Origin of the sequence: Burkholderia sp. KBS0801, from assembly GCF_005937855.2 — a bacterium.
Taxonomy (GTDB): domain Bacteria; phylum Pseudomonadota; class Gammaproteobacteria; order Burkholderiales; family Burkholderiaceae; genus Burkholderia; species Burkholderia ambifaria.
This window is the reverse complement of sequence record NZ_CP042177.1, coordinates 3,206,881-3,229,244: the sequence shown is the minus strand read 5'-3', so window position 1 is coordinate 3,229,244 and position 22,364 is coordinate 3,206,881. Positions and strand designations below refer to the sequence as shown.

Here is a 22,364-nt window from a genome sequence, read left to right as displayed (position 1 = left end):
AGCTTCGATGCGGCGATGCGGCCCGGCGCGTGTCGCGCGGGCCGGACCGCCGACTCGTCAGTGCGCGCCGGCCTTCGGCTTGCGCGGCGCCTTCTCGAACAGGCGGTCGTAGAGCCAGCGCGGCAACACGTGCAGCACCTTCGCGACGACGCCCATCTGCCACGGAATCACGCGGAACGCGTGCTGCCGTGCGATCGCTTTCGCCGCGCGCGCAGCGAAGCGATCGGCGTCCATCAGGAACGGCATCCGGTACGGGTTGTGCGCGGTCATCGGCGTGCGGATATAGCCGGGCGCGATCGTCACGACGCCGACGCCGGCCGGGCGCAGCTCGACGCGCAGCGCCTCGAGATACTTGATCGCGGCCGACTTCGACGCGCTGTACGCGCCGGAGCCGGGCAGGCCGCGCACGCCGGCGACGCTCGCGACGCCGACCAGCGTGCCGTGGCGCGCGGCCGTCATCGGGCCGACGAACGGCTCGAACGTCGCGACCATCCCGTAGTAGTTGATGTCCATCACGTCGCGGAACGTGGCGAGGTCGCCCTGGCCCGTGACGGCGCCCTGGCTGATGCCCGCGTTCGCGATCACGACGTCAGGGCAGCCGTGCGCGGCGATGAACGACGCGGCGGCCGTCGCGAGCGCATCGGCGTCGCGCACGTCGGCGCTGTAGACGGAGACGGACAGCTTGGGGAAGCGCCGCGCGAACGCATCGAGGGCATCGGTGCGGCGCGCGACGAGAGCGAGCGTGGCGCCCTGGCGGGCGTATTCCTCGGCCATCGCGAGGCCGAGGCCGCTCGACGCGCCGGTGATGAAGACCTTCAGCGGAGTAGTCATGCCGGCGCGCGGGCGGGGATCAGAGCTTCTTGTCCTGAACCTGCTTCACGAGGTAATCGAGCACTTGAGCGGTGCCCGGGATGCTGTTCGTGTAGGCCGGGCCTGTCTTGTACTTGCCCTGGACGACGACCGTCGGCACGCCGTCGATCGCGTAGCTCTTCAGCAGCTCGGCCGACTGCTTCACCTGGCCCTGCACGCTGAACGAGTTGTATGCGTCCATGAACTGCTTCTTGTCGACGCCCTGCGTCGCCAGGAAGTCGGCCTGCGCCTGCGGCGTCAGCAGGTAGTTCTTCTGCTTGTGGATCGCGTTGAAGATCGCCGGCGTGACCTTCTCCGAGATGCCGAGCGCGGACACCGCGTAGAACAGCTTCGAGTGCGGGATGAAATCGTCGCGGAACGCGACCGGCACGCGCTTGAAGTCGATGTTGTTGCCTTGCTTCTTCACCCAGGCCTCGATCGTCGGCTCGAATTCGTAGCAGTGCGGGCAGCCGTACCAGAAGAATTCGATGACCTCGACCTTGCCGGCCGGCGCGGACACCGGCTGCGGCGACTTCATCACCTCGAAGTCCTTGCCGGACACGGGCGCGGCGGGCGACGCGTGGGCGAAGCCCGCGGCGGCCAGGCCGAGGGACAGAAGGAGCGTGCTAAGTAGTTTTTTCATGTTGTAAGCGTCGAATCAGTTGCTCGGATGACGAAACGTAACGGGTTCTGCGTGGGCGCGGCTGGTTGCTTACTGCTTCGTGAAGCGGATCACCGCCGTGTCGACACCTGCATCGGACAGCCGCTGACGGGCCGAGTTCATATCCTCGAACTTCGAGAACGGGCCGACGCGCACGCGGAAATAGGTCACGCCGCTGACATCGCGCTTCGACACCTTCGACTCGAAGCCCTGGAAGCCGAGGCGCGCGCGCTGCTGCTCGGCGTCGCCTTCCGTCTTGTACGCGCCGACCTGCAGGAAGTAGCCGGTGTTCGCGTCGTTCGCGGTCGGCGGCTTCGCTGCCGCGGCGGACGTGGCGGATGTTGCGGACGGCGCCGGCTTCGGCGTGTTCGCGGCCAGTTGCTGTTGCTGCTGTTTCTGCGCGGCCGCCTGCTGCGCCTGCTTCTGCGCGGCGAAGCGCGCGAGATCATCCTCGCCGCCTTGCTGCTGTTGCTGCGCTTGCTGCGTCTTCTTCGGCGGCGGCGTGTTGTCGGCCGGCTTCGGCGCGACGGCGACGCCGTTGCCCGACGGCGCATTGTTCGAGGCCGTGGTGTTGGAGCCGTTCGCGTTGCCCGACGGCGGCACCTCGACGATCTGCGGTTCGGGCAGCAGGCCGCCCTGGGTCTGGTTCGCGGCCTGCCCGGGCGCGGTGTTGGGCGGCGCGGGCTGCGCGGCCTGCGGCACCGGCTGGCCGGGCGTCTTGCCCTGCAGCGCGCGGTTCGGGTCGAACTGCTGCGGCTGGCTCGCGCCGGTGTCGGTCGGCGGCGGTGCGACCTTCGACACGAACGGCGACGGCGAACGCGTGATGTAGAGCGCCACCACCACCGCGATCGCGAGGCCGACGATCAGGCCCAGCACGATTCCAAGAAATGTCCCTCCGGCTTGTTTCGATTGCTTCGAAGTTCGGCGTGGTTGTGCCATTGCTTGAGTCACCTGCAAAAAGAATCGTGAAAAGGCCGGGGCAGGCGCTCCTGCCCCGGCCATTCGCTGCCCGGTTCGGGCCGCTTACATCTTGGCGGGCGCGGACACGCCGAGCACCGCCAGACCATTCTCGAGCACCTGCCGGGTCGCGGCGAGGAGCGCGGCGCGCGCGTTGCGCGGCGCTTCGTCGTCGACCAGCACGCGCTCCGCATTGTAGAACGAGTGGAATTCACCAGCGAGATCGCGCAGGTAGAACGCGACCGCATGCGGCGCGAGTTCCTTCGCCGCGTGCGTGAGCATGTCCGGATACTCGGCGAGCTTCTGCATCAGCGACACGGCCTGCGCGCTCGTGAGTTGCGACAGGTCGGCGCCCGGCAGCTGCGCCACGTCGACGTTGTAGCGCGACTTCAGTTCGTTGAGCACCGAGCAGATGCGCGCATGCGCGTACTGGACGTAATAGACCGGATTCTCGTCGTTCTGTTTCAGCGCGAGGTCGATGTCGAACACGAATTCGGTGTCGGCCTTGCGGGAGATCAGGAAGAAACGGACCGCGTCGCGGCCGCGCGTGATGGTCGCCTCGTCGATCAGGTCGGGTGCCGCTTCCTGGCCCGGCGCCGCGCCGCCCGACCATTCGATCAGGTCGCGCACCGTCACGTAGCTGCCCGCGCGCTTCGACAGCTTCACTTCCTGGCCGTCGCGCATCACGGTGACCATCTTGTGCAGCACGTAGTCGGGATAGCCCTTCGGAATGCCGATGTGCAGGCCTTGCAGGCCCGCGCGCACGCGCGCGATCGTGCCGTGGTGGTCCGAGCCCTGGATGTTGATCACCTGCGTGAAGCCGCGCTCCCATTTCGTCACGTGGTACGCGACGTCCGGCACGAAGTACGTGTACGTGCCGTCCGACTTGCGCATCACGCGATCCTTGTCGTCGCCTTCGTCGGTCGTGCGCAGCCACAGCGCGCCGTCCTGCTCGTAGGTCATGCCGGCCTTGACCAGCGCGTCGACCGTCTTCTCGACCCGGCCTTCGCTGTACAGCGACGACTCGAGGTAGTACTGGTCGAACTTCACGCCGAACGCCTGCAGATCCATGTCCTGCTCGTGACGCAGGTACGCGACCGCGAACTTGCGGATCGCGTCGAGATCGTCGATGTCGCCCGCGCCCGTGACCGGCTCGCCATCCTTCGCGGCGACCGTCTCGCGGTTCAGGTAGTCGCGGGCGATGTCGGCGATGTATTCGCCGTTGTACGCGGCTTCCGGCCAGCCCGCGTCGCCCGGCTTCAGGCCGCGCGCGCGCGCCTGCGTCGAGATCGCCAGGTTGCCGATCTGCACGCCCGCATCGTTGTAGTAGAACTCGCGGTGCACCGCGTAGCCCTGGCTCGCGATCACGTTCGCGAGCACGTCGCCGAGGGCCGCCTGGCGGCCGTGGCCGACGTGCAGCGGGCCGGTCGGGTTGGCCGACACGAATTCGAGCAGCACCTGCTTGCCCTTTTCGCGGTCCGACGTGCCGAACGCGCGGCCCTGCTCGAACACGGCGGCGATCACCGCCTGTTTCGCGGCGGCCGTCAGGCGCAGGTTGATGAAGCCGGGGCCGGCGATTTCGGCGGCGTCGACGAGCCCTTGCGCGGCCGGCTGGGCCGTGAGGGCGGCGACGATCTTCTCGGCGAGCTGGCGCGGGTTCGCGCCGAGCGGCTTGGCGAGCTGCATCGCGACGTTGCACGCGACGTCGCCGTGCGCGGCGACCTTCGGGCGCTCCAGCGTGATGGCCGGGGCGACGAACGCTGCGTCGGCGCCTTTCAGCGCGTGTGCGACCTGCGTGACGCTATCCGCGAGCAGGGCTTCGAGGGTCTGTTTGTGTGCTGGCAGCATGCTGGTAGAAGGCTTCGTTGGTGGCTGCCGGAAACACCGGCCGGCCGGCGCGCTTTTTAAGCGCGCGTTTCAGGGATCGCAGAATTTTAACAGGTGCTAATATGCCGCTCAGGCGCCCCGGCTTCGCGAGGCCGCACGCCGGTCTGCCGGCGTCCCCCCAACCGCGCCGGGCAGGCACAACAAGATGAAAAGGGAATTGTCATGATTACGTTCAAGAGCAAGGCGGCACAGGATCTCGACGTGCTGAAGGATTTCGCCGTGTATGTGCTGGGTCTCGTCGGCAAGCAGCTGGGCGAGCGCGGTGTGATTACGCACGACGAACTGGACCACGCAATCGCCAAGCTGGAAGGCGCGGTCGCGCAGGCGAAGCAGGAGCGCGCCGAGCACGCGGGCCACTTCCACGAGGACGACGACGACCACGCGCACCATGAAGTGCCGCCAAGCCTCGCGCAGCGCGTCGCACCCTTCCTCACGATGCTGCGCGAAGCGAAGGCCGGCCAGGCCGACGTGCACTGGGGCTTCTGAGCTTCCTTGCCCGCCCGATCGAAAGGTCGTCGGCAACGCAAAAAAAGCCCGCTTTCGAGCGGGCTTTTCATTTCCTCTGATGAAATGGCGGGCTGGCCGCCCGCCGGCCTCGGTCAGAGTTGCGGCGCGAGCGCGCGCCGGGCGTCGGCGAGCGACAGCGACATCCGCCGCGCGTAGTCGTCCAGCTGATCCTGCCCGATTTTGCCGACCGAGAAGTAGCGGCTGTCCGGGTGCGCGAGATAAAAGCCCGACACGCTCGCGGCCGGCAGCATCGCCAGCGATTCGGTCACGCTCATCCCGATTTCCTCCGCATGCAGCGCGGCGAACATGTCGCGCTTCACGAGGTGGTCGGGGCAGGCCGGGTAGCCGGGCGCCGGGCGGATGCCCGCGTACTTCTCGGCGATCAGCGCATCGTTGTCGAGCGTTTCGCCGCTCGCATAGCCCCACAGCTCGCGGCGCACGCGCGCGTGCATCGCCTCGGCGAACGCTTCCGCGAAGCGGTCGGCGAGTGCCTTCAGCATGATCGCGCTGTAGTCGTCGTGGTCGGCTTCGAACTGCTTTTCCTTCACGTCGACGCCGAGGCCGGCCGTGACCGCGAACATCCCGATGTAGTCGGCGACGCCCGATTCCTTCGGCGCGATGAAGTCGGCGAGCGAGCGGTTCGGGCGCATCACGCCGTCGACCACCGGACGCACGCTCTGCTGGCGCAGGTTGCGCCACGTGAGCAGCACTTCGGAGCGCGAATCGTCGGTGTAGATCTCGATGTCGTCGTCGTTGACCGTGTTCGCCGGCAGCAGCGAAATCACGCCGTTCGCGGTGAGCCAGCGGCCCTGGATCAGGCGCGCGAGCATCGACTTCGCGTCGGAGAACACGCGTCGCGCCGATTCGCCGACGATCTCGTCGTTCAGGATCGCCGGGTACGGGCCCGCGAGATCCCAGGTCTGGAAGAACGGGCCCCAGTCGATGTAGTTCGCGAGCTCGTTCAGGTCGTAGTTCTTGAACACGCGGCGGCCGATGAACTTCGGCTTCACGGGCCGGTAGCCCGCCCAGTCGACCTTCGTCTTGTTCGCGCGCGCCTCGGCGAGCGTGACCATCGGCTGGGCCTTGCGGTTCGCATGCTGTTCGCGGATCCGTTCGTAATCCGACTTCAGTTCGTCGAGATACTTCGTTGCGCCTTCGTCCGACAGCAGGTTCGATGCGACCGACACCGAGCGCGATGCGTCGGGCACGTAGACCACCGGGCCTTCGTAATGGGGCGCGATCTTCACGGCCGTGTGCACGCGCGAGGTCGTCGCGCCGCCGATCAGGAGCGGGATCTTCTTCACGCGGAAGTAGTCGTCGCGCTGCATTTCGGACGCGACGTACGCCATTTCCTCGAGGCTCGGCGTGATGAGGCCCGACAGCCCGATGATGTCCGCGCCCTCGACCTTCGCCTTCGCGAGGATCTCGTTGCACGGGACCATCACGCCCATGTTGACGACTTCGAAGTTGTTGCACTGGAGCACGACCGACACGATGTTCTTGCCGATGTCGTGCACGTCGCCCTTCACGGTCGCGATGACGATCTTGCCCTTCGCGCGCACGTCGCCGCCCGCTTCCGCGAGCAGCCGTTTTTCTTCCTCGATGAACGGGATCAGGTGCGCGACGGCCTGCTTCATCACACGCGCCGACTTCACGACCTGCGGCAGGAACATCTTGCCCTGGCCGAACAGGTCGCCGACGACGTTCATCCCGTCCATCAGCGGGCCTTCGATCACGTTGATCGGGCGGCCGCCGGCCGCGGCGATGGCCGCGCGCGCCTCCTCGGTGTCCTCGACGATGAAGTTCGTGATCCCGTGCACCAGCGCGTGCGCGAGGCGCTTCTCGACCGGCTGGTTGCGCCACTCGAGATTCTCTTCCTTCTTCGCGGCGCCGGTCTTGAACTTGTCGGCGATCTCGAGCAGGCGGTCGGTGGAATCGTCGCGGCGGTTCAGGATCACGTCCTCGACCCGCTCGCGCAGCTCCGGGTCGAGATCGGCGTACACGCCGAGCTGGCCCGCGTTCACGATGCCCATGTCCATCCCCGCCTGGATCGCGTGGTACAGGAACACGGTGTGGATCGCCTCGCGCACCGGGTCGTTGCCGCGGAACGAGAACGACACGTTCGACACGCCGCCGCTCACCTTCGCGTACGGCAGGTTCTGCTTGATCCAGCGGGTCGCCTCGATGAAGTCGACCGCGTAGTTGTTGTGCTCCTCGATGCCGGTCGCGACCGCGAAGATGTTCGGGTCGAAGATGATGTCTTCCGGTGGGAAGCCGACTTCGTTCACGAGGAAGTCGTACGAGCGCTTGCAGATCTCGGTCTTGCGCGCGTAGGTATCGGCCTGGCCCGTCTCGTCGAACGCCATCACGACCGCGGCCGCGCCGTAGCGGCGGATCAGGTTCGCGTGATGGCGGAACGCTTCCTCGCCTTCCTTCAGCGAGATCGAGTTCACGATCGCCTTGCCCTGCACGCACTTGAGGCCGGCCTCGATCACTTCCCACTTCGACGAGTCGATCATGATCGGCACGCGAGCGATGTCCGGCTCGGATGCGATCAGGTTCAGGAAGCGCACCATCGCCGCCTTCGAATCGAGCATCGCCTCGTCCATGTTGATGTCGATCACCTGCGCGCCGTTCTCGACCTGCTGGCGCGCGACGGCGAGCGCCTCGTCGAACTGGCCGTTCAGGATCATCCGCGCGAACGCCTTCGAGCCGGTGACGTTGGTGCGTTCGCCGACGTTGATGAAGAGCGTCCCGGACGTGACGTTGAACGGCTCGAGGCCGGCAAGGCGCATCATGTGATCGGTCATGGCGGTGCGAATTCGTGTGAGGTAGGGCGGGCGTTGGGGCGGTCGGTCAGGCGGCGTCGCTGTAGTGGCTCGGCCAGCGGCGCGGTTTCACGTCGGCGAGCGCCTTCGCGATCTCGGCGATGTGCTCGGGCGTCGTGCCGCAGCAGCCGCCCGCGAGGTTCACGAGCCCGGCTTGCGCGAATTCCTTCAGCAGGCCCGACGTGACGTCCGGCGTCTCGTCGAAACCGGTGTCGCTCATCGGGTTCGGCAGGCCCGCGTTCGGGTAGCACGACACGTAGGTGTCGCACAGCTTCGCGAGCTCGGCGATGTACGGGCGCATCAGCGCCGCGCCGAGCGCGCAGTTCAGGCCGAACGTGAGCGGCTTCGCGTGGCGCAGCGAATTCCAGAACGCCTCGACCGTCTGGCCCGACAGGATGCGTCCCGACGCGTCGGTCACGGTGCCCGAGATCATGATCGGCAGGCGCTCGCCGGTGTCCTCGAACAATTCGTCGAGCGCGAACAGCGCGGCCTTCGCGTTCAGCGTGTCGAAGATCGTCTCGACGAGGAACAGGTCGACGCCGCCGTCGAGCAGCGCCTTCGCCTGCTGGTAATACGCGCTGCGCAGCTCGTCGAACGTGACGTTGCGCGCGCCCGGGTCGTTGACGTCCGGCGAGATGCTCGCCGTCTTCGGCGTCGGCCCGATCGCGCCCGCGACGAAGCGCGGTTTGTCGGGCGTCGCGTAGCGCACGGCCGATTCGCGCGCGAGCCGCGCCGATTCGACGTTCATCTCGACGACGAGGTCTTCCATCCCGTAGTCGGCCTGCGCGACCGTCGTCGCGCCGAACGTATTGGTTTCGACGATGTCCGCGCCGGCCGCGAAGTACTGGTCGTGGATCTCGCGGATGATCTGCGGCTGCGTGAGCGACAGCAGCTCGTTGTTGCCCTTGATGTCGCGCGGGAAGTCCTTGAAGCGCTCGCCGCGATAGGCGGCCTCGTCGAGCTTGTAGCGCTGGATCATCGTGCCCATCGCGCCGTCGAGGATGAGGATGCGCGATTTCAGCAGCGCGGGCAGTTCGGCGCCGCGCGTGTAGGGCGCGTCGAGCGGGACGGAAGCAGCGAGAGGGGTCGCAGACATGGCGGAAGACCGGCGAAGACGGGAAAACCGTCATTGTAGCCGGTGCGCAGGGGCGCCGCCCGGGCTCGCGCGGCGTGGGCAGCGGGGCCGGCGCGAAGCGTGCGGGCGAGCGTTGTTCGCGCAACGAAGGCACGCCCGGCCGCACACGGCCCCATCAAACGAAAACCCCCGCCGGCGAACCGGACGGGGGCGTGGATCAGAGTGCTCGCGGCGCCGCGCAGTGCGCGGCGATGGGCCCGGCGATGCGCCGGACCGGATGTCGTCAGTGCAGGACGACGGGCATCATCATCAGGCTGTCGAACTGTCCGAGGAATTCGTCCACTTCGTCGAGCGACGGCTCGTCCTCGATCAGCTGCTTCACGTGTGCGCGGAAACGCTCGGCAAGTTCGCCGTCGATGAAAATTTCGCGCTGCGCGTTCTTGTCGACGATTTCATATCCGCCGGCATTCATCAGATGGTGACCGGCCTGCGGCGCAAATTCGACGACGCAGTAATTGGGGCTGTTGTAGATCATTTGCATGGCGGCACTCCTCTTCGCAGTGGCATCTGGCCTTGTTGCTCCGTAGGTGGGGCAGGCTGTGCCGGTTTCAAGGGGCTTGCGCTGCACACCCCGTTCTCCCGTTTGCGTGGGGTGTATTGGTTAGAAGCCGATGTCTATCAAACGTTTCTTATTGTGATCCGGTGCACTGAAATAGTTGTTAAAGAGTGTCATCGGCCATTTCGGCCAACAACTTTAATCGGTCGAAATTGCCGATCTATGGATCATCACGGCGCGGGCGGCGTCGACGCGGGCGATGAACCCGTGGGCGCCGATGGTTGCACGTCCGCCGGCGGCGCGGGTTGTGCCGGCTCTGCGGCGGGTGCCACGGCGGCCGGGGTGCTATCGGGCGCGCTGTCGGGCGCATTTGTTGCGCGTGGCGTCACCCCGTCGGCCGGTGCGTCCGGCGGCGCGAGCCGGCCATGCCAAAGCAATTCGATTTGCGCGCCGTTCGGTTCCGATTGTACGAGCCTTGCGGGCAGCCAGTCGAGCGACGGCGCGAGCCACATGTCGATGCGGCGCGTGTCGCCGGCGCGGCGCGGCAGGCGCATGAAGTGCCGCGCGCGGACGATGCCGGTTTGCGTCTGCACGTCCTCGTCGCCGATCACCGTGATCGGCCACGTCTCGCCGCTGTTGTTGTCGATTACGAAGAACTGCTGCGTGACGCCCGGCTGGTACGCGGACGGATTGCCGCGCACGAGCCCCGACAACTGCATCAGCATGCTGAAGCGATCCTGCACGCCGTCGGGCAGCGGTGCGTTATTTGGCGTGCGGGTGAACACGACCTGGCGGATCTCGCGGTTGAAGATCGCGATGTCCTCGGGGCGCTTGCCGCGTTTCTCGACATATCGATCGGGGGCCACACCGAACGCGTCGATGCGGCCTTCGCTGCGGTACGTGAACGGACCGACGAACGGCACGGGCATCGACACCGACAGGTCGTAGATGTGTCCGTCGGTGCGCCAGTGGATCGTGCCGATCATGTTCTGCATCCCGTTGTAGAACGTATCGTATTGCAGATCGCCGGACGACGGCGCCACGAACTTCACGCCGCTCGTCGCGGGGCCCGGCGTCGCGGCACTGCTCGCGCCCTCGGCCGGTGCCGCATTCGCGTCCGATGCGCCTGCCGTGCCGCTCGCGGCGGAGGCGGCGGCGGCAGGCGGCGGCTCGCCGTGCTCGGCCGTCTGCGTCGACGTCAGCACGGGCTCGGGCGACGGCGCGTGCTTCGGTGCGGCGGGAGCAGGCTTCGCCGGCGCAGGCTCGGCATGATGTTCGGCTGGAGGTTCGACCGGTTTCGGCGCGGGCTGGCGCTCGATCGGCCGCGGCTTCAGCAATTCGATCTGCACCGGGATCTCGGCGGGCGCGGGCGGCGTGAACGATTCGCGGTTGCGCGTCAGCCACAACGCGGCGAGCGCGTGCAGCACCAGCACGACGACGATCGCGATGCCCGCGCGCAGCCAGTGGCGGGGCAGGACGTGACGAGAACGGGTGTCGGCAGGCGGCATCGGCGAAAACGGAACAGGGTTGGGGCAGTCGTGGCGGATCGTGCATGACGTACATCGCAACGGCACGTCGCAATGGCACGTCACGACCGCACGTCACACCCATCGGACCGCCGGCCGCGCCGCGCGTTCGCGCTGCATCGCGCGCATTCGCCCGGGTGTCGCGCGCGTCGCGTGTCAGGCGTCGCGCGCGTCAGGACTATAGCCGAGTTCGTAAGACAGTTTCTGCGCGCACGCGCGCAGCGCGGTGTCGATCTCGCCGCCCCACGCGATGTCGAACGTGCCTTCCTGACCGAGCGCGACGATCGCGAGCGCCAGCTCGCCGACCGCATCGAACACCGGCATGCAGAACGCGTGGATCGTCGGCAGCAGCATCCCTTCGACGCGCGCGGCCTGATGCGCGCGCACGTCCGCGAGCACCGCGTCGACCTCGTCGAGCGTGCGCGGGCCGCCGTGATGCGGCGAGCGGCGCGTGTCGGCGAGCTCGCGTTCGAGCATCGCCGCGGTCTTGCTGCGCGGCAGGTACGCGGCGAACAGCAGGCCCGTCGCGGAGCCGAGCAGCGGCATCACGTCGCCAAGCTTCAGCGACGCCTTCGCGGGGTGGCTCGATTCCATCCAGTGCACGATCGTCGGGCCCTGATTGCCCCACACCGCGATGCCGACGGTCTGGTCGACGCGGTCGCGCAACTCGGTCAGCGCGATTCGCGCGAGTTTCACGCCGTCCACGCGCGCGAGCCGCGCGAGGCCCATCTGCAGCGCGAAGCCGCCGAGTTCATAGCGGCCCGACACCGGATCCTGCGACACGACGCCGAGCCGCGAGAAGCTCACCAGATAGCGGTGCGCCTTCGCAGGGCTCATGCCCGCGCGCTGCGCGAGGTCGCGCAGCATCATCGCGCGCGGCTCGCTCGTCAGCACCTCAAGCAGGCGGAAGCCGACCTCGATCGACTGGATGCCGGAGCGGACCTTCTCGCCGCCTTCGCCATGCTCGCCGGAGCCGGTGTCGTCGGTGTCGGAATCAGCGAGATCGTCGTCGGGAAGCGGGTTGGCGGGCATGGGCAACGGGGGCGCGGCAAGGCGGCAAGGGTCGGGACGAAAGCGGCACGCACGATCGTGGCGCGCCGCGCGGATTCACCATCGTAAAATAGATTCCCTCCATCGTCACTACAACGGCAGACACCCCATGAAACTTGCATCGCTGAAGGACGGCACGCGCGACGGCCAGCTGATCGTCGTGTCGCGCGACCTGCACACCGCGGCGATCGCCGATGCGATCGCACCGACGCTGCAGCGCGTCCTCGACGACTGGGCGTTCTACGCGCCGCAACTGCGCGACCTGTCCGACGCGCTGAATCACGGCCGCGCACGCAACGCGTTCGCGTTCGATCCGGCGAACTGCATGGCGCCGCTGCCGCGCGCGTTCCAGTGGGCCGACGGTTCCGCGTACGTGAATCACGTCGAGCTCGTGCGCCGCGCGCGCGGCGCCGAGATGCCGCCGGAGTTCTGGACCGATCCGCTGATGTACCAGGGCGGCAGCGACGACTTCCTCGGCGCGCGCGACGACATCGTCTGCGCGTCCGAGGAGTGGGGCATCGACTTCGAGGCCGAAGTCGCGGTGATCACCGGCGACGTCCCGATGAGCGCATCGCCCGACGACGCGCTGAAGGCCGTGCGGCTCGTCACGCTGGTGAACGACGTGTCGTTGCGCAACCTGATTCCGGCCGAGCTCGCGAAGGGCTTCGGCTTCTTCCAGAGCAAGCCGGCCACCGCGTTCGCACCGGTCGCGGTGACCCTCGACGAGCTCGGCGACGAATGGCGCGAAGGCCGCGTGCACCGGCCGATGATCGTCCACTGGAACGGCAGGAAGGTCGGCCAGCCCGACGCGGGCACCGACATGGTGTTCCACTTCGGCCAGCTGGTCGCGCATGCGGCGAAGACGCGCAACCTGCGTGCCGGCTCGATCGTCGGCTCGGGCACCGTGTCGAACAAGGACGCGAAGCGCGGCTACTGCTGCATCGCCGAGAAGCGCTGCCTCGAGACGATCGAGCACGGCGCGCCGCAGACCGAATTCATGCGCTATGGCGACACCGTGCGCATCGAGATGTTCGACTCGGCCGGCAAGTCGATCTTCGGCGCGATCGAGCAGTCGGTCGCACCGCCCGACGGCGCGGCCTGACGCACGCGCGAAGCCCGGCTCCGGCCCGCGCGCCGGGTTTCGCCCGATGTTTGCCCGCGCGGGCTTGGCTACACTCGATTCAGGCGTTTCAAACGCCTCAAGCACCGGGAGCTGCGCATGGCCGATCTTGCCGCATACGGCGGTTACGAAGCATTGAAGGTGACGCGCCGCGAGCATGGCGTGCTCGATATCGTGATGAGCGGCGAGGGCGCGAACCGCAGCGGCCTCGCGACCGCGAACGACCGCATGCATCGCGAACTCGCCGACATCTGGCGCGACGTCGACCGCGATCCCGACACGCGCGTCGCGGTGATCCGCGGCGAGGGCAAGGGCTTTTCGGCGGGCGGCGATCTCGCGCTCGTCGAGGCGATGGCGAACGACTTCGACGTGCGCGCACGCGTGTGGCGCGAGGCGCGCGACCTCGTCTACAACGTGATCAACTGCAGCAAGCCGATCGTCTCCGCGATGCACGGCCCGGCCGTCGGCGCGGGGCTCGTCGCCGGGCTGCTCGCCGACATCTCGATCGCCGCGAAGGATGCGCGCATCATCGACGGTCATACGCGGCTCGGCGTCGCGGCCGGCGATCATGCGGCGATCGTGTGGCCGCTGCTGTGCGGGATGGCGAAGGCGAAGTACTACCTGCTGCTGTGCGAGCCGGTGAACGGCGAGGAGGCCGAGCGGATCGGCCTCGTGTCGCTCGCGGTCGAGCCGGCCGACCTGCTGCCGAAGGCGTACGAAGTCGCGGAGCGGCTCGCACACGGGTCGCAGTCGGCGATCCGCTGGACCAAGTACGCGCTGAACAACTGGCTGCGCAGCGCCGGGCCGACCTTCGATACGTCGCTCGCGCTCGAATTCATGGGCTTCTCCGGGCCCGACGTGCAGGAAGGCATCCGCTCGCTGCGCGAGCGGCGCCCGCCCGATTTCCCCGGCGACGCACCGTTCTGACGCGCGCTATCATCGAACCAGGGCGGCCGCGCGACCCGTGCCGGCCGCTTCGCTCACCCAGTCAACCAGGATGCCCGTAATGACGAACGAAGCCTCCGGCTCCAATCCTTTCGCCGGCTTTGCCGGTTTCAAGCCCGCCGACATGCTCGACCGGATGTGGGACATGATGCGGATGTCGCCGTTCGGCGGGATGGCGTCGTTTCCGGGCGCCGCCTCGGGGTTGCCGCCGTCGCTGTCGAGCATGTCCGACATGATGGCGCCGCTCACGAGCGTCGAGGAGCTCGACAAGCGGATCACCGATCTGCGCGCGGTCGAGCAATGGCTCAAGCTCAATCTCGGGATGCTGCAGTCCGCGATCCAGGCGCTCGAGGTGCAGCGCGCGACGCTCGCGACGCTGCGCGCGTTCGGCGCATTCGCGCAGAGCTCGATGTCGGCGGCCGAGGAAGCCGCGGTCGCGGCCGCGCAAGCGGCGTCCGCGCCGCGCGCCGATGCGCAGCAAGCGCCGGGTGCTGGCGCTGCCGACGCGCCGCCGGCAGGCGACGCCGCGCAGCAGGCATTCGACCCGGCCGGCTGGTGGAACCTGCTGCAGGCGCAGTTCAACCAGCTCGCGAGCCTTGCGATGACGCAGCCGGGCGTGCAGGCCGATCAGCCGGACGATGCGTCGCCCGCGCAGGCCGCGCCGACGACGCCGGCGGAACCGCCCGCACCGGCCGCTGCCGCCGCGCCGCGCAAGCCGGCCGCGAAGCGCGCGAAGCCGTCCGGTTCGGCCGCGGCGCGCGCGGCGGCCGCTTCGTCGCCCGAAACGCGTCCGCCGAAGCGCTCGACCTGACGCGAACCGGATGGCAGGTCGATCATGCGGCTCGCGCTCGTTCTGATGGGGGGCGGCGCCCGCGCCGCCTACCAGGTCGGCGTGCTGAAGGCGCTGGCCGAGATCGCGCGCGAGGCCGATCCGCAGCGGCATACGGTGCCGTTTTCGGTCGTATGCGGCTCGTCGGCCGGCGCGATCAATGCAACGTCGATCGCGAGCCACGCGGACGATTTTTCGCACGGCGTGCGGCGCCTGCTCGAATTCTGGGAGCCGCTGCGCGCGGACTACGTGTATCGCACCGACTGGCTCGGCATCGCGGCGGCGGGTGCACGCTGGCTCGCGGCGATGAGCTTCGGCTGGGCGGCACGCCGTTCGCCGCGCGGGCTGCTCGACAACGCGCCGCTCGCGCACCTGCTGCAGCGCGAGCTGAGTTTCCACCGGATCGAGCAGATGCTCGAGAGCCGGCTGCTGCATGCGCTCTCGATCACGGCGCTCAGCTATTCGAGCGGCCGGCACCTGACGTTCTACCAGGCCGCCGAGCCGATCCAGGCATGGCGGCGCGCGCAGCGCACCGCGCGGCTCGTCGACCTGTCGGCGTCGCACCTGCTCGCGTCGTCGGCCATTCCGTTCGTGTTCCCGGCCGTGCCGCTCGTGCTCGACGGACAGGTCGAGTACTTCGGCGACGGGTCGATCCGGCAGGTCGCGCCGCTGTCGCCGGCGATCCACTTCGGCGCGAACCGGATCGTCGTGATCGGCGCGGCCGATCCGCGGCCCGAGATTCCCGCCGCGAACGGTTCGGGGCGGGTGCGCGGCTATCCGACGCTCGCGCAGATCGGCCAGCAGGTGCTCGCGAGCGTGTTTCTCGACTCGATCGGCGCGGACATCGAGCGCATCGAGCACATCAACCGGATGATCGAGCACCTGCCGCAGCAGGTCGAGGTGGACAGCGGCTGGCGGCACGTCGACGTGCTCGCGATCGCGCCGTCCGAGCCCATCGAGCTGATCGCCGCGAAACACCTGAAGCAGATGCCGGCGACGATGCGCGGGCTGCTCGGCGCGATCGGCGGCAGCCAGCCGGCCGGCGCGTCGTTCGCGAGCTACCTGCTGTTCGAGGAGGCGTTCACGCGCGAGCTGATCGAGCTCGGCTACCGCGACGGGCGCGCGCAGCGCGACACGCTGGCGAGCTGGATCGCGGGCGCCGACGGCTGCAGCGCGCCGCCGACCGGCACGCCGCCGGAGGGCGGCATCGCGACGGGCGAAATACGGGTCTGACGCGAGTCCGGTCGCGGAAACGGCGCTGAAGCAGGTGCGCCTTACAGATCGGTTGCGTTTTCGCGACGCCTGCCCGCGACCGATCGCCGCACCGCAGTGGGCGGCGCGCGACCGGGCCGGCGTCTCGGAACCGTCATGGGTGCGTGCTATCATGGCCGCCGCCGTATACACCATATCGAGCAGCCTGCCGTCCGGCAGCCGTACGGAGAACCCGTCCGGAAGCCGTGTGACGCCGGGGCCGGCTCGTCAACGAGCCGGCTTGCGCCGGCCCCCCACATGAGGCACGCACGGCCGGCTCCGTTCGAGCGGAGCGGGGGCTGCGGCGTGCGTCGAGGCGGCGGCGCGGCCGCCTGGCAGCCGGATTTGGAATCTGCGTCCGGCGGCTGGATTCCCGCGTAAAATTAGAGTCTTGGCTGCGAAAAGCGCGCTCGCGCGCGTACGCGGCAACAGTCACGTTTAGAGAAGTCGCATTGCGCAGAACAGGGGTGGGACCATCATGAACACCATGCTTTATCCGGAACTTTACAGGTCGCTCGAAGCTGTCCGCTGGGACATGGAGAAGGACATTCCGTGGGACAAGTTCGACGGTTCGCTGCTCACCGACGAGCAGGCGAAGACGATCAAGATGAACGCGATCACCGAATGGTCGGCGCTGCCCGCAACGGAAATGTTCCTGCGCGACAACCAGCACGACAGCGACTTTTCCGCGTTCATGAGCGTGTGGTTCTTCGAGGAGCAGAAGCATTCGCTCGTGCTGATGGAATACCTGCGCCGCTTCCGGCCGGAAATGGTGCCGACCGAGGAAGAGCTGCACGCGGTGCGCTTCCAGTTCGATCCGGCGCCGCCGCTCGAGACGCTGATGCTGCACTTCTGCGGCGAGATCCGCCTGAACCATTGGTATCGCTGCGCGGCCGACTGGCACACCGAGCCGGTCATCAAGCACATCTACGAAACGATCTCGCGCGATGAAGCGCGCCATGGCGGCGCTTACCTGCGCTACATGAAGAAGGCGCTGAACAACTGCGGCGACGTCGCGCGCGCGGCGTTCGCGAAGATCGGCGTGCTGATGGCATCGGCGCGCCGCACCGAGAAGCCGCTGCACCCGACCAACCTGCACGTGAACCAGGCGCTGTTCCCGCGCGACACCGTGCAGTCGCGCCTGCCCGATCCGGAATGGCTCGAGCGCTGGCTCGACGAGCAGATCCGCTTCGACGGTGAGTGGGAAAAGAAGGTCGTCGACCGGATCCTGCACAACCTGTCGATCCTGTTCGAGCGCACGTTCGCGACCGCGCAGGAGCTGAACCGCTATCGCAAGGAAGTCACCGGCCGCCTGCAGTCCGAAAGCGGCCCGTCGTCGGCCGCGCAACCGGCCTGACGCCGCGCGGCGGCGCAGCCGCCGTGACGCTCCGCCGGTTGCGATCGTCGCAGTGAATTCCTGCATGAAGCCCGCCCGGCCCTCCGGCGGGCTTTTTATTATCTGGCGCCGCCGCGTCCTGTCGCGACGTGCACCGCGCGCCGCTCACGCCATCCGAACTCCATCATGTCCGCCACCTTCGAACGCAAGCTGATCACCCGCGACGCCCTGGTTGCCCTGCGCGCTTCGCTGCCTTCGCCCGTCGTGTTCACCAACGGCGTGTTCGACATCCTGCACCGTGGCCACGTCACGTATCTCGCCGACGCCAAGGCGCTCGGCGCGTGCCTGATCGTCGGCGTGAACAGCGATGCGTCGGTGCGCATGCTCGGCAAGGGCGACGACCGTCCGATCAACCGCGAGGACGACCGGATGGCGCTGCTCGCGGCGCTGGAGAGCGTCGACTGGGTCGTGAAGTTCGAGGAAAAGACGCCGGTGTCGCTGATCGAGGCCGTCCGTCCGGACATTCTCGTGAAGGGCGGCGACTACGACATGGACGCGCTGCCGGAATCGGCCATCGTGCGCGGCTGGGGCGGCCGTGCGCTCGCGATTCCGTTCGCGCATGACCGCTCGACCACCGCGCTGCTGAAGAAGGTGCGCGCGCAGCAGTCCTGAGGCGTGTGCCGCGCCGTCAGGGCGCGGATGCCGCGAGCGGCTCTGCCGTGAGGGCCGGCGCGGCGATCGGTGCGCCGATCACGGGCTGATCGGTCGCCTGCGCGAGCGGCATAGCATGCACTGCATCGGGCCGCACCTGCCGGGACAGCACGCCCGGTTCGCGCGCGCCGGCCGCCGGCGGCGGCCCGAACACGCCGCGCACGGCCACGAACGCGAGCAGGTTCGCGAGAAAGAGAACAGCGATCAGCCAGCGCAGCATCGTCGACACTCCTCGTCGTGGTTCAGTCGTTCAACCGTTCAGTCGCGCCGGCCGCATGGCAAAGGTTGCCGTTGCAGCCGGCGATCGTTCGCGACGGCCGGGCCGCGTGAGCGGCCGGCTGCCTGCATGGGCGCACACACCGCGCCCGTTCTTCCATCCTTCCTGTGACGATGCGCGCAGCCGGGCATCCGTCGACGCGGTCGGTGCGACGCCGGCCAGTTTTCGTCAATCCTGCGCCGCCCCTTCCGCGGCGATCAACGCAAGGCCCGACAGGATCAGCGCGTCGTGCCGCGTATGCGGCAGCGTGAGCGCGCGCGCGACGTCGTCCGCCGCACCGCCTGCCAGCACGAGCCGCACGGGCGCCTGCCACGCATCGGCGAGATCGCGCCATGCGCGCTCGATCAGCCCCGCCTGCGCGTACAGGCAACCCGCCGACAGCGAGCGCGGCGTATCGACCTGGAACGGCTCGGCCTGCGCGCCGGCGAGCAGCCCGCTCGCGATGTCGGTGGTCAGCGTCGGCAACTGCGCGGTGTGCGTGCCGAGCGCGCGCATCATCAGCGCCCAGCCCGGCGCGATCAGCCCGCCGGTGAAGCGACCGTCCGCACGCAGCGCTTCGAGCGTCGTCGCCGTGCCGAACGTCGCGATCAGCAGATGCTCGCCCGGAAACGCCGCACGTGCGCCGATCAAGCCGGCCCAGCGATCGCTGCCGAGCTGGTCGGGCGTCGTGTAGCCGTTCGTCACGCCGCATTGCGCGGGCCGCGAGCGGATCGTCGTGCGCGGCAGGCCCGGCCAGCGGGCATCGAGCAGCGCGTCGAGCCGTGCGGCCACGTCGGCGCCCGCGACGTTCGAGATCCATGCGCCATGGGGACGCGGCAGGGCCGACCAGTCGGGATCGGCGCCGCCGTCGCGCGTATGGCCGAACGCGCCCGTGTCGACGAGCGTGCGCCGCGCGTCGGCGAGCGCCCACTTGATCCGGCTGTTGCCGGCGTCGATCAGCAGATGCGGCTTGTTCATTGCGCTTCGCGCAGCGATACGTCGCCGGCCGCGATTGCCTGCACGCCGTCGGGCGTGTCGAGCAGCAGCTGGCCGGTCGCGTCGATGCCCGTCGCGATGCCGCGCGCGCGTTCGACGCCCTGTTCGAGCAGCACGACTTCGCGCCCGGCGTACGCGTGCAGCGCGTGCCAGCGCGGCAGGAACGGTGCGAGACCGTCGGTGCCGAACTGCGCGAGGGCGGGCGTGAGCGCGTTCAGTGCGGCGGCGAGTGTATCGGTGAGGTTGGCCGATGCGCACGCGGCCGACAGCGCGGCCGGCGGCAGCCCGCTCGCGAGCGTCGCTTCGCGCGCGCGCAGCGCTTCGACCTGCGCGGCGACGGCTTCCGCGCCGCGCACGTTGATGCCGAAGCCGATCACGACGGCGGTCGCGTCGGCGGTGCTCCACACGGTTTCGATCAGAATCCCTGCGAGCTTGCCGACGATGTGCGACGTACCGTCGTCGGAGGCCGTCAGCAGCAGGTCGTTCGGCCATTTGAGGGCGATACGCGAGCGGGCGTCGAGCGGCAGCGCGGCGAGCCCTTCCGCGAGCGCGACGCCGATCGCGATGCTGAGACCGGCGAGCGCGTCGACGGGGCGCGGCACGATGCAGCCGACCGAGCACAGCAGCGCATTGCCGGGTTGCGCGAACCACGGGCGGCCTTGCCGGCCGCGGCCGGCTGTCTGCTCGAACGCGACGCGCACGAGCGGCGCGGGCAGCGCGCTCGCGGTGCGCGGCAGCGCCTTCAGGCGCGTCGCGACGTCGGCATTGGTCGAGCCGGTGGCGGCGACGATGTCGAGCGGCCACGCGCGCGGCGCGGCATCCAGGTGCGCCTCGAGCCGGTTGCGCGCGATGCGCGCGTCACCGGTATCGGGCGTGTCGGAGGAGGTGGGGGCGTTCATGGCGCATATTGTAGCGACAGGGCGCTAATAAAGTCGGCAGTCGGGGCGGACGTCATCTTGCTCGAAGTACAGGGCCCGATCGACGTGCGACGCTGGGCGCTCGTTTTCTGTTGTCTGGTTGAGAAAAGTGTCATTGGGGGCCGTCGTGCGGAGGCGAGCTAAAAGGAAAACTGCTGGTCGACCGATGCCAATTTATTAGGATTTCGAATTCGTCAGATTGATTCTCTTATGCCGATCGCGCATTTTGGTGCGATGAGATTTGCACCATTCAGCGACGAGAGGGAATCCAGATGAATCGTGAAAAGCAATTGTCGCCGGGGCTTTCATGGGCTGCTGCCGACCGCTGGTTCGTGGCCGATCATGGCAGGGGCCGCCCCGGTAGGCTGGCAGCCGTCGAGTTTGTGGCAACGGGTGCTTCCGCGGGCGGCAGTCGTTTGATTGCGGTCAGTTCAGGTGACATCGAATGATCCGCTACTTCCTTGCCAGGGGCGATCGAGGCGGCAGTGCCACGATCGCGGAAGGACTCGAATTCGTCACCTGTTCCAATCCGCCGCCGCGCGTGCAGATTGCCACGCTCTATATGAAAACCTACTGCACGGCCTGCAAGCGGGAAGGGTTTATTGCTCCGGCAGGTCCGCGCTTGTCCGGCACGGCGCCCAATGGTCAGCGATGGGCGTTGAGTGGGGACATCAACGCATGCGGGTGCAGCCCGCCGCCTGTTTTCTATGCCGAGCGGAGTATGAAGATGTTTGTTGGCGACGAGTATGCGGCGGAGCCGGCGGCGCGGGGAAACGAACATTCTGCTCCGCCATTCGCTGGTGAGCAATACGACGAGCAGTATGTATTAAAGAATGCAAAGACCGGCCAGCCCTTGGCATGCGTGCCATACCGAATACATACCAGTTCCGGTCGCGTCCTCAGTGGTATGACTGATAGTACGGGCCACACACAGCGCGTTGCGACGCGCTACGCGGAGAGACTGAGAATCGAAATAGTCGAGAACAACAATGCCTCATGACGACTACGAATACGTGACTGTGCACAGCTCAGCCATGACGAACACTACACATGGCTCCAAGGTGGAGCTCTTGTTGGCAGTCGACGGCCCACCAATCTGTGACAACATGACCGATGCGGAATTTCGGAAGAAGGTTCTGACTTTGCGTGACGATGCCGTAACAATAATTACGCACCGAATCTACGAGCTCGATGCCTGGAAAGAACCTGCGCGGGCAAGAGTCAGGGAATGGTTCGGGATCGCCGATGAGTCCACTCGACGTGTATTGGTAGACGGACTGGTTTCCTTGATCACGGTGATGAATGGATTGACCGCAAGAAATTTCGTTCGCTCCGATCCGGAGCTTGATCGGGCGCTGGGGTGTACACCGAATACCAAAAATCTAGCAGGTGAAGTTGCCCACGTTTGCGGTCCCGATACTGCAACGCATACGATATCGCTCAACCCAAAGTTCTGTGAACTGCCGGACACGAGTGTGGGCACGTTGTCCTCGATGCAACTTACCATCGTTCATGAATGCGCGCACTTTTTGGATACGTTTGGAGCGTTTGACTACAAGAACACCTATGGACAATTCCTCAGTCGACGTCTTGCGAAAGAAGATCCCACAATGGCAATCAGGAATGCGGACAATATTGCATGGTATATCTTGTGCGTCGATTAGTCTTGCGGCGCTATGCGGGCCAAGTGATGCGTTCGCTTGTAGTTTTGCCTTGCAATACGCAAGTAAGCTTGACCACGGCATCGTGAATATTTCGAATGCCGACCGGGTTGCACTCGCCAGTTTGTTGGTTACCGTCCGGGGCAGTGTGGCGAACAACGGCCCCGTGGTGATTTACGGATATTCAGGCGAACACGAGCATGACGCAATTGCAATTGCCCGCGACCGAGCCAACGCTGTTCGGGCATATCTGGTCGATCTCGGTGTTTCAGAAGAGAGAATTCACACCGAATCTAAAATTTGGCGTAGCAACTCCGTTACCGCTCCGGATCAACGCAATCAGATAGAGATTGAGTTCATTCCCGCGTGTTCATCGGATGGTTGCGAGAATCCATGTGGTACGTCCGTGCCGAACCGGAAGCAATGACGGTGCGCCATGCGCATGC

23 protein-coding genes are annotated in these 22,364 nt (G+C 67.3%); 11 read left to right on the top strand and 12 right to left on the bottom strand.

Annotation, left to right across the window (positions count from 1 at the left end; genetic code table 11):
* Positions 1-57: 57 nt before the first annotated feature.
* From FFI87_RS15385 to argS, 4 genes are all read right to left on the bottom strand, one after another.
* Complete coding sequence (locus FFI87_RS15385; protein WP_012364820.1) at positions 58-831, bottom strand: SDR family oxidoreductase; 774 nt, start codon at positions 829-831, stop codon at positions 58-60.
* 19 nt (positions 832-850) lie between these two features.
* Positions 851-1,492: a thiol:disulfide interchange protein DsbA/DsbL gene (locus FFI87_RS15380; protein ID WP_138847077.1), complete on the bottom strand. Its 642-nt coding sequence runs from the start codon at positions 1,490-1,492 to the stop codon at positions 851-853.
* A 69-nt stretch (positions 1,493-1,561) separates the two neighbouring features.
* Entirely contained in the window at positions 1,562-2,449 is an 888-nt protein-coding gene (locus tag FFI87_RS15375; protein ID WP_138847078.1) for an SPOR domain-containing protein, read from the bottom strand.
* A gap of 84 nt (positions 2,450-2,533) precedes the next feature.
* Positions 2,534-4,315 carry an arginine--tRNA ligase gene (argS, locus tag FFI87_RS15370; protein WP_138847079.1) on the bottom strand — a complete coding sequence of 594 codons (1,782 nt, stop codon included), beginning with the start codon at positions 4,313-4,315 and terminating at the stop codon, positions 2,534-2,536.
* 201 nt (positions 4,316-4,516) lie between these two features.
* On the opposite strand from argS, the gene FFI87_RS15365 reads away from it, so the two are divergent.
* On the top strand, positions 4,517-4,840 hold the full coding sequence (locus FFI87_RS15365) for a DUF1840 domain-containing protein (RefSeq protein WP_012364816.1): 324 nt from the start codon (positions 4,517-4,519) through the stop codon (positions 4,838-4,840).
* A gap of 113 nt (positions 4,841-4,953) precedes the next feature.
* Here the strand turns inward: FFI87_RS15365 and metH are convergent, their stop codons facing one another.
* The 5 genes from metH to FFI87_RS15335 form a co-directional block, all read right to left on the bottom strand.
* Complete coding sequence (gene metH, locus FFI87_RS15360) at positions 4,954-7,671, bottom strand: methionine synthase (protein WP_186381706.1); 2,718 nt, start codon at positions 7,669-7,671, stop codon at positions 4,954-4,956.
* 46 nt (positions 7,672-7,717) lie between these two features.
* Complete coding sequence (locus tag FFI87_RS15355; protein WP_012364814.1) at positions 7,718-8,785, bottom strand: homocysteine S-methyltransferase family protein; 1,068 nt, start codon at positions 8,783-8,785, stop codon at positions 7,718-7,720.
* A gap of 262 nt (positions 8,786-9,047) precedes the next feature.
* Positions 9,048-9,305: a DUF3567 domain-containing protein gene (locus FFI87_RS15350; RefSeq protein WP_006477667.1), complete on the bottom strand. Its 258-nt coding sequence runs from the start codon at positions 9,303-9,305 to the stop codon at positions 9,048-9,050.
* Between the two features lie 245 nt (positions 9,306-9,550).
* Complete coding sequence (locus FFI87_RS15340; RefSeq protein WP_138847080.1) at positions 9,551-10,828, bottom strand: DUF3108 domain-containing protein; 1,278 nt, start codon at positions 10,826-10,828, stop codon at positions 9,551-9,553.
* Between the two features lie 174 nt (positions 10,829-11,002).
* The gene (locus tag FFI87_RS15335; RefSeq protein WP_012364812.1) at positions 11,003-11,878 is read right to left on the bottom strand and encodes an IclR family transcriptional regulator; all 876 of its coding nucleotides are present in this window, start codon (positions 11,876-11,878) and stop codon (positions 11,003-11,005) included.
* Positions 11,879-12,005: 127 nt separating this feature from the next.
* Between FFI87_RS15335 and FFI87_RS15330 the strand changes: the two genes are divergently transcribed.
* The 6 genes from FFI87_RS15330 to rfaE2 all read left to right on the top strand — a co-directional run bounded on the left by FFI87_RS15330 (position 12,006) and on the right by rfaE2 (position 18,049).
* On the top strand, positions 12,006-12,998 hold the full coding sequence (locus FFI87_RS15330) for a fumarylacetoacetate hydrolase family protein (RefSeq protein WP_138847081.1): 993 nt from the start codon (positions 12,006-12,008) through the stop codon (positions 12,996-12,998).
* A gap of 117 nt (positions 12,999-13,115) precedes the next feature.
* Positions 13,116-13,943 carry an enoyl-CoA hydratase/isomerase family protein gene (locus FFI87_RS15325; protein WP_138847082.1) on the top strand — a complete coding sequence of 276 codons (828 nt, stop codon included), beginning with the start codon at positions 13,116-13,118 and terminating at the stop codon, positions 13,941-13,943.
* A 79-nt stretch (positions 13,944-14,022) separates the two neighbouring features.
* Positions 14,023-14,772, top strand: coding sequence for a PhaM family polyhydroxyalkanoate granule multifunctional regulatory protein (locus FFI87_RS15320; protein ID WP_138847083.1), 750 nt, complete (start codon positions 14,023-14,025; stop codon positions 14,770-14,772).
* A gap of 24 nt (positions 14,773-14,796) precedes the next feature.
* Positions 14,797-16,023, top strand: a complete 1,227-nt coding sequence (locus FFI87_RS15315) for a patatin-like phospholipase family protein (RefSeq protein ID WP_138847084.1) — start codon at positions 14,797-14,799, stop codon at positions 16,021-16,023.
* Between the two features lie 496 nt (positions 16,024-16,519).
* Entirely contained in the window at positions 16,520-17,398 is an 879-nt protein-coding gene (locus FFI87_RS15305) for a ferritin-like domain-containing protein (RefSeq protein WP_138847085.1), read from the top strand.
* A gap of 165 nt (positions 17,399-17,563) precedes the next feature.
* Positions 17,564-18,049: a D-glycero-beta-D-manno-heptose 1-phosphate adenylyltransferase gene (gene rfaE2 / locus FFI87_RS15300; protein WP_105787132.1), complete on the top strand. Its 486-nt coding sequence runs from the start codon at positions 17,564-17,566 to the stop codon at positions 18,047-18,049.
* A 16-nt stretch (positions 18,050-18,065) separates the two neighbouring features.
* Here the strand turns inward: rfaE2 and FFI87_RS15295 are convergent, their stop codons facing one another.
* The 3 genes from FFI87_RS15295 to FFI87_RS15285 form a co-directional block, all read right to left on the bottom strand.
* Complete coding sequence (locus FFI87_RS15295) at positions 18,066-18,308, bottom strand: hypothetical protein (RefSeq protein ID WP_012364807.1); 243 nt, start codon at positions 18,306-18,308, stop codon at positions 18,066-18,068.
* Between the two features lie 225 nt (positions 18,309-18,533).
* Entirely contained in the window at positions 18,534-19,322 is a 789-nt protein-coding gene (locus FFI87_RS15290) for a type III pantothenate kinase (RefSeq protein WP_012364806.1), read from the bottom strand.
* Positions 19,319-20,239, bottom strand: a complete 921-nt coding sequence (locus FFI87_RS15285; protein WP_138847086.1) for a biotin--[acetyl-CoA-carboxylase] ligase — start codon at positions 20,237-20,239, stop codon at positions 19,319-19,321. The genes FFI87_RS15290 and FFI87_RS15285 overlap by 4 nt, the downstream gene beginning before the upstream one ends.
* A 290-nt stretch (positions 20,240-20,529) precedes the next feature.
* Between FFI87_RS15285 and FFI87_RS34490 the strand changes: the two genes are divergently transcribed.
* From FFI87_RS34490 to FFI87_RS15270, 4 genes are read left to right on the top strand one after another with little or no spacing between them, the layout of a single operon-like run.
* Positions 20,530-20,706, top strand: a complete 177-nt coding sequence (locus FFI87_RS34490; RefSeq protein ID WP_186381705.1) for a hypothetical protein — start codon at positions 20,530-20,532, stop codon at positions 20,704-20,706.
* Positions 20,703-21,257, top strand: coding sequence for a hypothetical protein (locus tag FFI87_RS15280; protein WP_138847087.1), 555 nt, complete (start codon positions 20,703-20,705; stop codon positions 21,255-21,257). The genes FFI87_RS34490 and FFI87_RS15280 overlap by 4 nt, the downstream gene beginning before the upstream one ends.
* Positions 21,247-21,921: a M35 family metallo-endopeptidase gene (locus tag FFI87_RS15275; protein ID WP_138847088.1), complete on the top strand. Its 675-nt coding sequence runs from the start codon at positions 21,247-21,249 to the stop codon at positions 21,919-21,921. Before FFI87_RS15280 ends, FFI87_RS15275 begins: the two co-directional genes overlap by 11 nt.
* Positions 21,922-21,970: 49 nt before the next feature.
* On the top strand, positions 21,971-22,345 hold the full coding sequence (locus tag FFI87_RS15270) for an OmpA family protein (protein ID WP_222430038.1): 375 nt from the start codon (positions 21,971-21,973) through the stop codon (positions 22,343-22,345).
* The last annotated feature ends 19 nt before the right edge of the window (positions 22,346-22,364 follow it).

Bases quoted from the DNA above. Each gene is read 5' to 3' on its own strand.
- FFI87_RS34490 (WP_186381705.1), top strand. From the start codon at position 20,530: ATGAATCGTGAAAAGCAATTGTCGCCGGGGCTTTCATGGGCTGCTGCC.
- FFI87_RS15375 (WP_138847078.1), bottom strand. From the start codon at position 2,449: ATGGCACAACCACGCCGAACTTCGAAGCAATCGAAACAAGCCGGAGGG.
- argS (WP_138847079.1), bottom strand. From the start codon at position 4,315: ATGCTGCCAGCACACAAACAGACCCTCGAAGCCCTGCTCGCGGATAGC.
- FFI87_RS15315 (WP_138847084.1), top strand. From the start codon at position 14,797: ATGCGGCTCGCGCTCGTTCTGATGGGGGGCGGCGCCCGCGCCGCCTAC.
- FFI87_RS15365 (WP_012364816.1), top strand. From the start codon at position 4,517: ATGATTACGTTCAAGAGCAAGGCGGCACAGGATCTCGACGTGCTGAAG.
- FFI87_RS15295 (WP_012364807.1), bottom strand. From the start codon at position 18,308: ATGCTGCGCTGGCTGATCGCTGTTCTCTTTCTCGCGAACCTGCTCGCG.
- FFI87_RS15305 (WP_138847085.1), top strand. From the start codon at position 16,520: ATGAACACCATGCTTTATCCGGAACTTTACAGGTCGCTCGAAGCTGTC.
- FFI87_RS15285 (WP_138847086.1), bottom strand. From the start codon at position 20,239: ATGAACGCCCCCACCTCCTCCGACACGCCCGATACCGGTGACGCGCGC.
- FFI87_RS15275 (WP_138847088.1), top strand. From the start codon at position 21,247: ATGCCTCATGACGACTACGAATACGTGACTGTGCACAGCTCAGCCATG.
- FFI87_RS15325 (WP_138847082.1), top strand. From the start codon at position 13,116: ATGGCCGATCTTGCCGCATACGGCGGTTACGAAGCATTGAAGGTGACG.
- FFI87_RS15340 (WP_138847080.1), bottom strand. From the start codon at position 10,828: ATGCCGCCTGCCGACACCCGTTCTCGTCACGTCCTGCCCCGCCACTGG.
- FFI87_RS15380 (WP_138847077.1), bottom strand. From the start codon at position 1,492: ATGAAAAAACTACTTAGCACGCTCCTTCTGTCCCTCGGCCTGGCCGCC.
- FFI87_RS15385 (WP_012364820.1), bottom strand. From the start codon at position 831: ATGACTACTCCGCTGAAGGTCTTCATCACCGGCGCGTCGAGCGGCCTC.
- FFI87_RS15350 (WP_006477667.1), bottom strand. From the start codon at position 9,305: ATGCAAATGATCTACAACAGCCCCAATTACTGCGTCGTCGAATTTGCG.
- rfaE2 (WP_105787132.1), top strand. From the start codon at position 17,564: ATGTCCGCCACCTTCGAACGCAAGCTGATCACCCGCGACGCCCTGGTT.
- FFI87_RS15335 (WP_012364812.1), bottom strand. From the start codon at position 11,878: ATGCCCGCCAACCCGCTTCCCGACGACGATCTCGCTGATTCCGACACC.
- FFI87_RS15330 (WP_138847081.1), top strand. From the start codon at position 12,006: ATGAAACTTGCATCGCTGAAGGACGGCACGCGCGACGGCCAGCTGATC.
- FFI87_RS15280 (WP_138847087.1), top strand. From the start codon at position 20,703: ATGATCCGCTACTTCCTTGCCAGGGGCGATCGAGGCGGCAGTGCCACG.
- metH (WP_186381706.1), bottom strand. From the start codon at position 7,671: ATGACCGATCACATGATGCGCCTTGCCGGCCTCGAGCCGTTCAACGTC.
- FFI87_RS15320 (WP_138847083.1), top strand. From the start codon at position 14,023: ATGACGAACGAAGCCTCCGGCTCCAATCCTTTCGCCGGCTTTGCCGGT.
- FFI87_RS15290 (WP_012364806.1), bottom strand. From the start codon at position 19,322: ATGAACAAGCCGCATCTGCTGATCGACGCCGGCAACAGCCGGATCAAG.
- FFI87_RS15355 (WP_012364814.1), bottom strand. From the start codon at position 8,785: ATGTCTGCGACCCCTCTCGCTGCTTCCGTCCCGCTCGACGCGCCCTAC.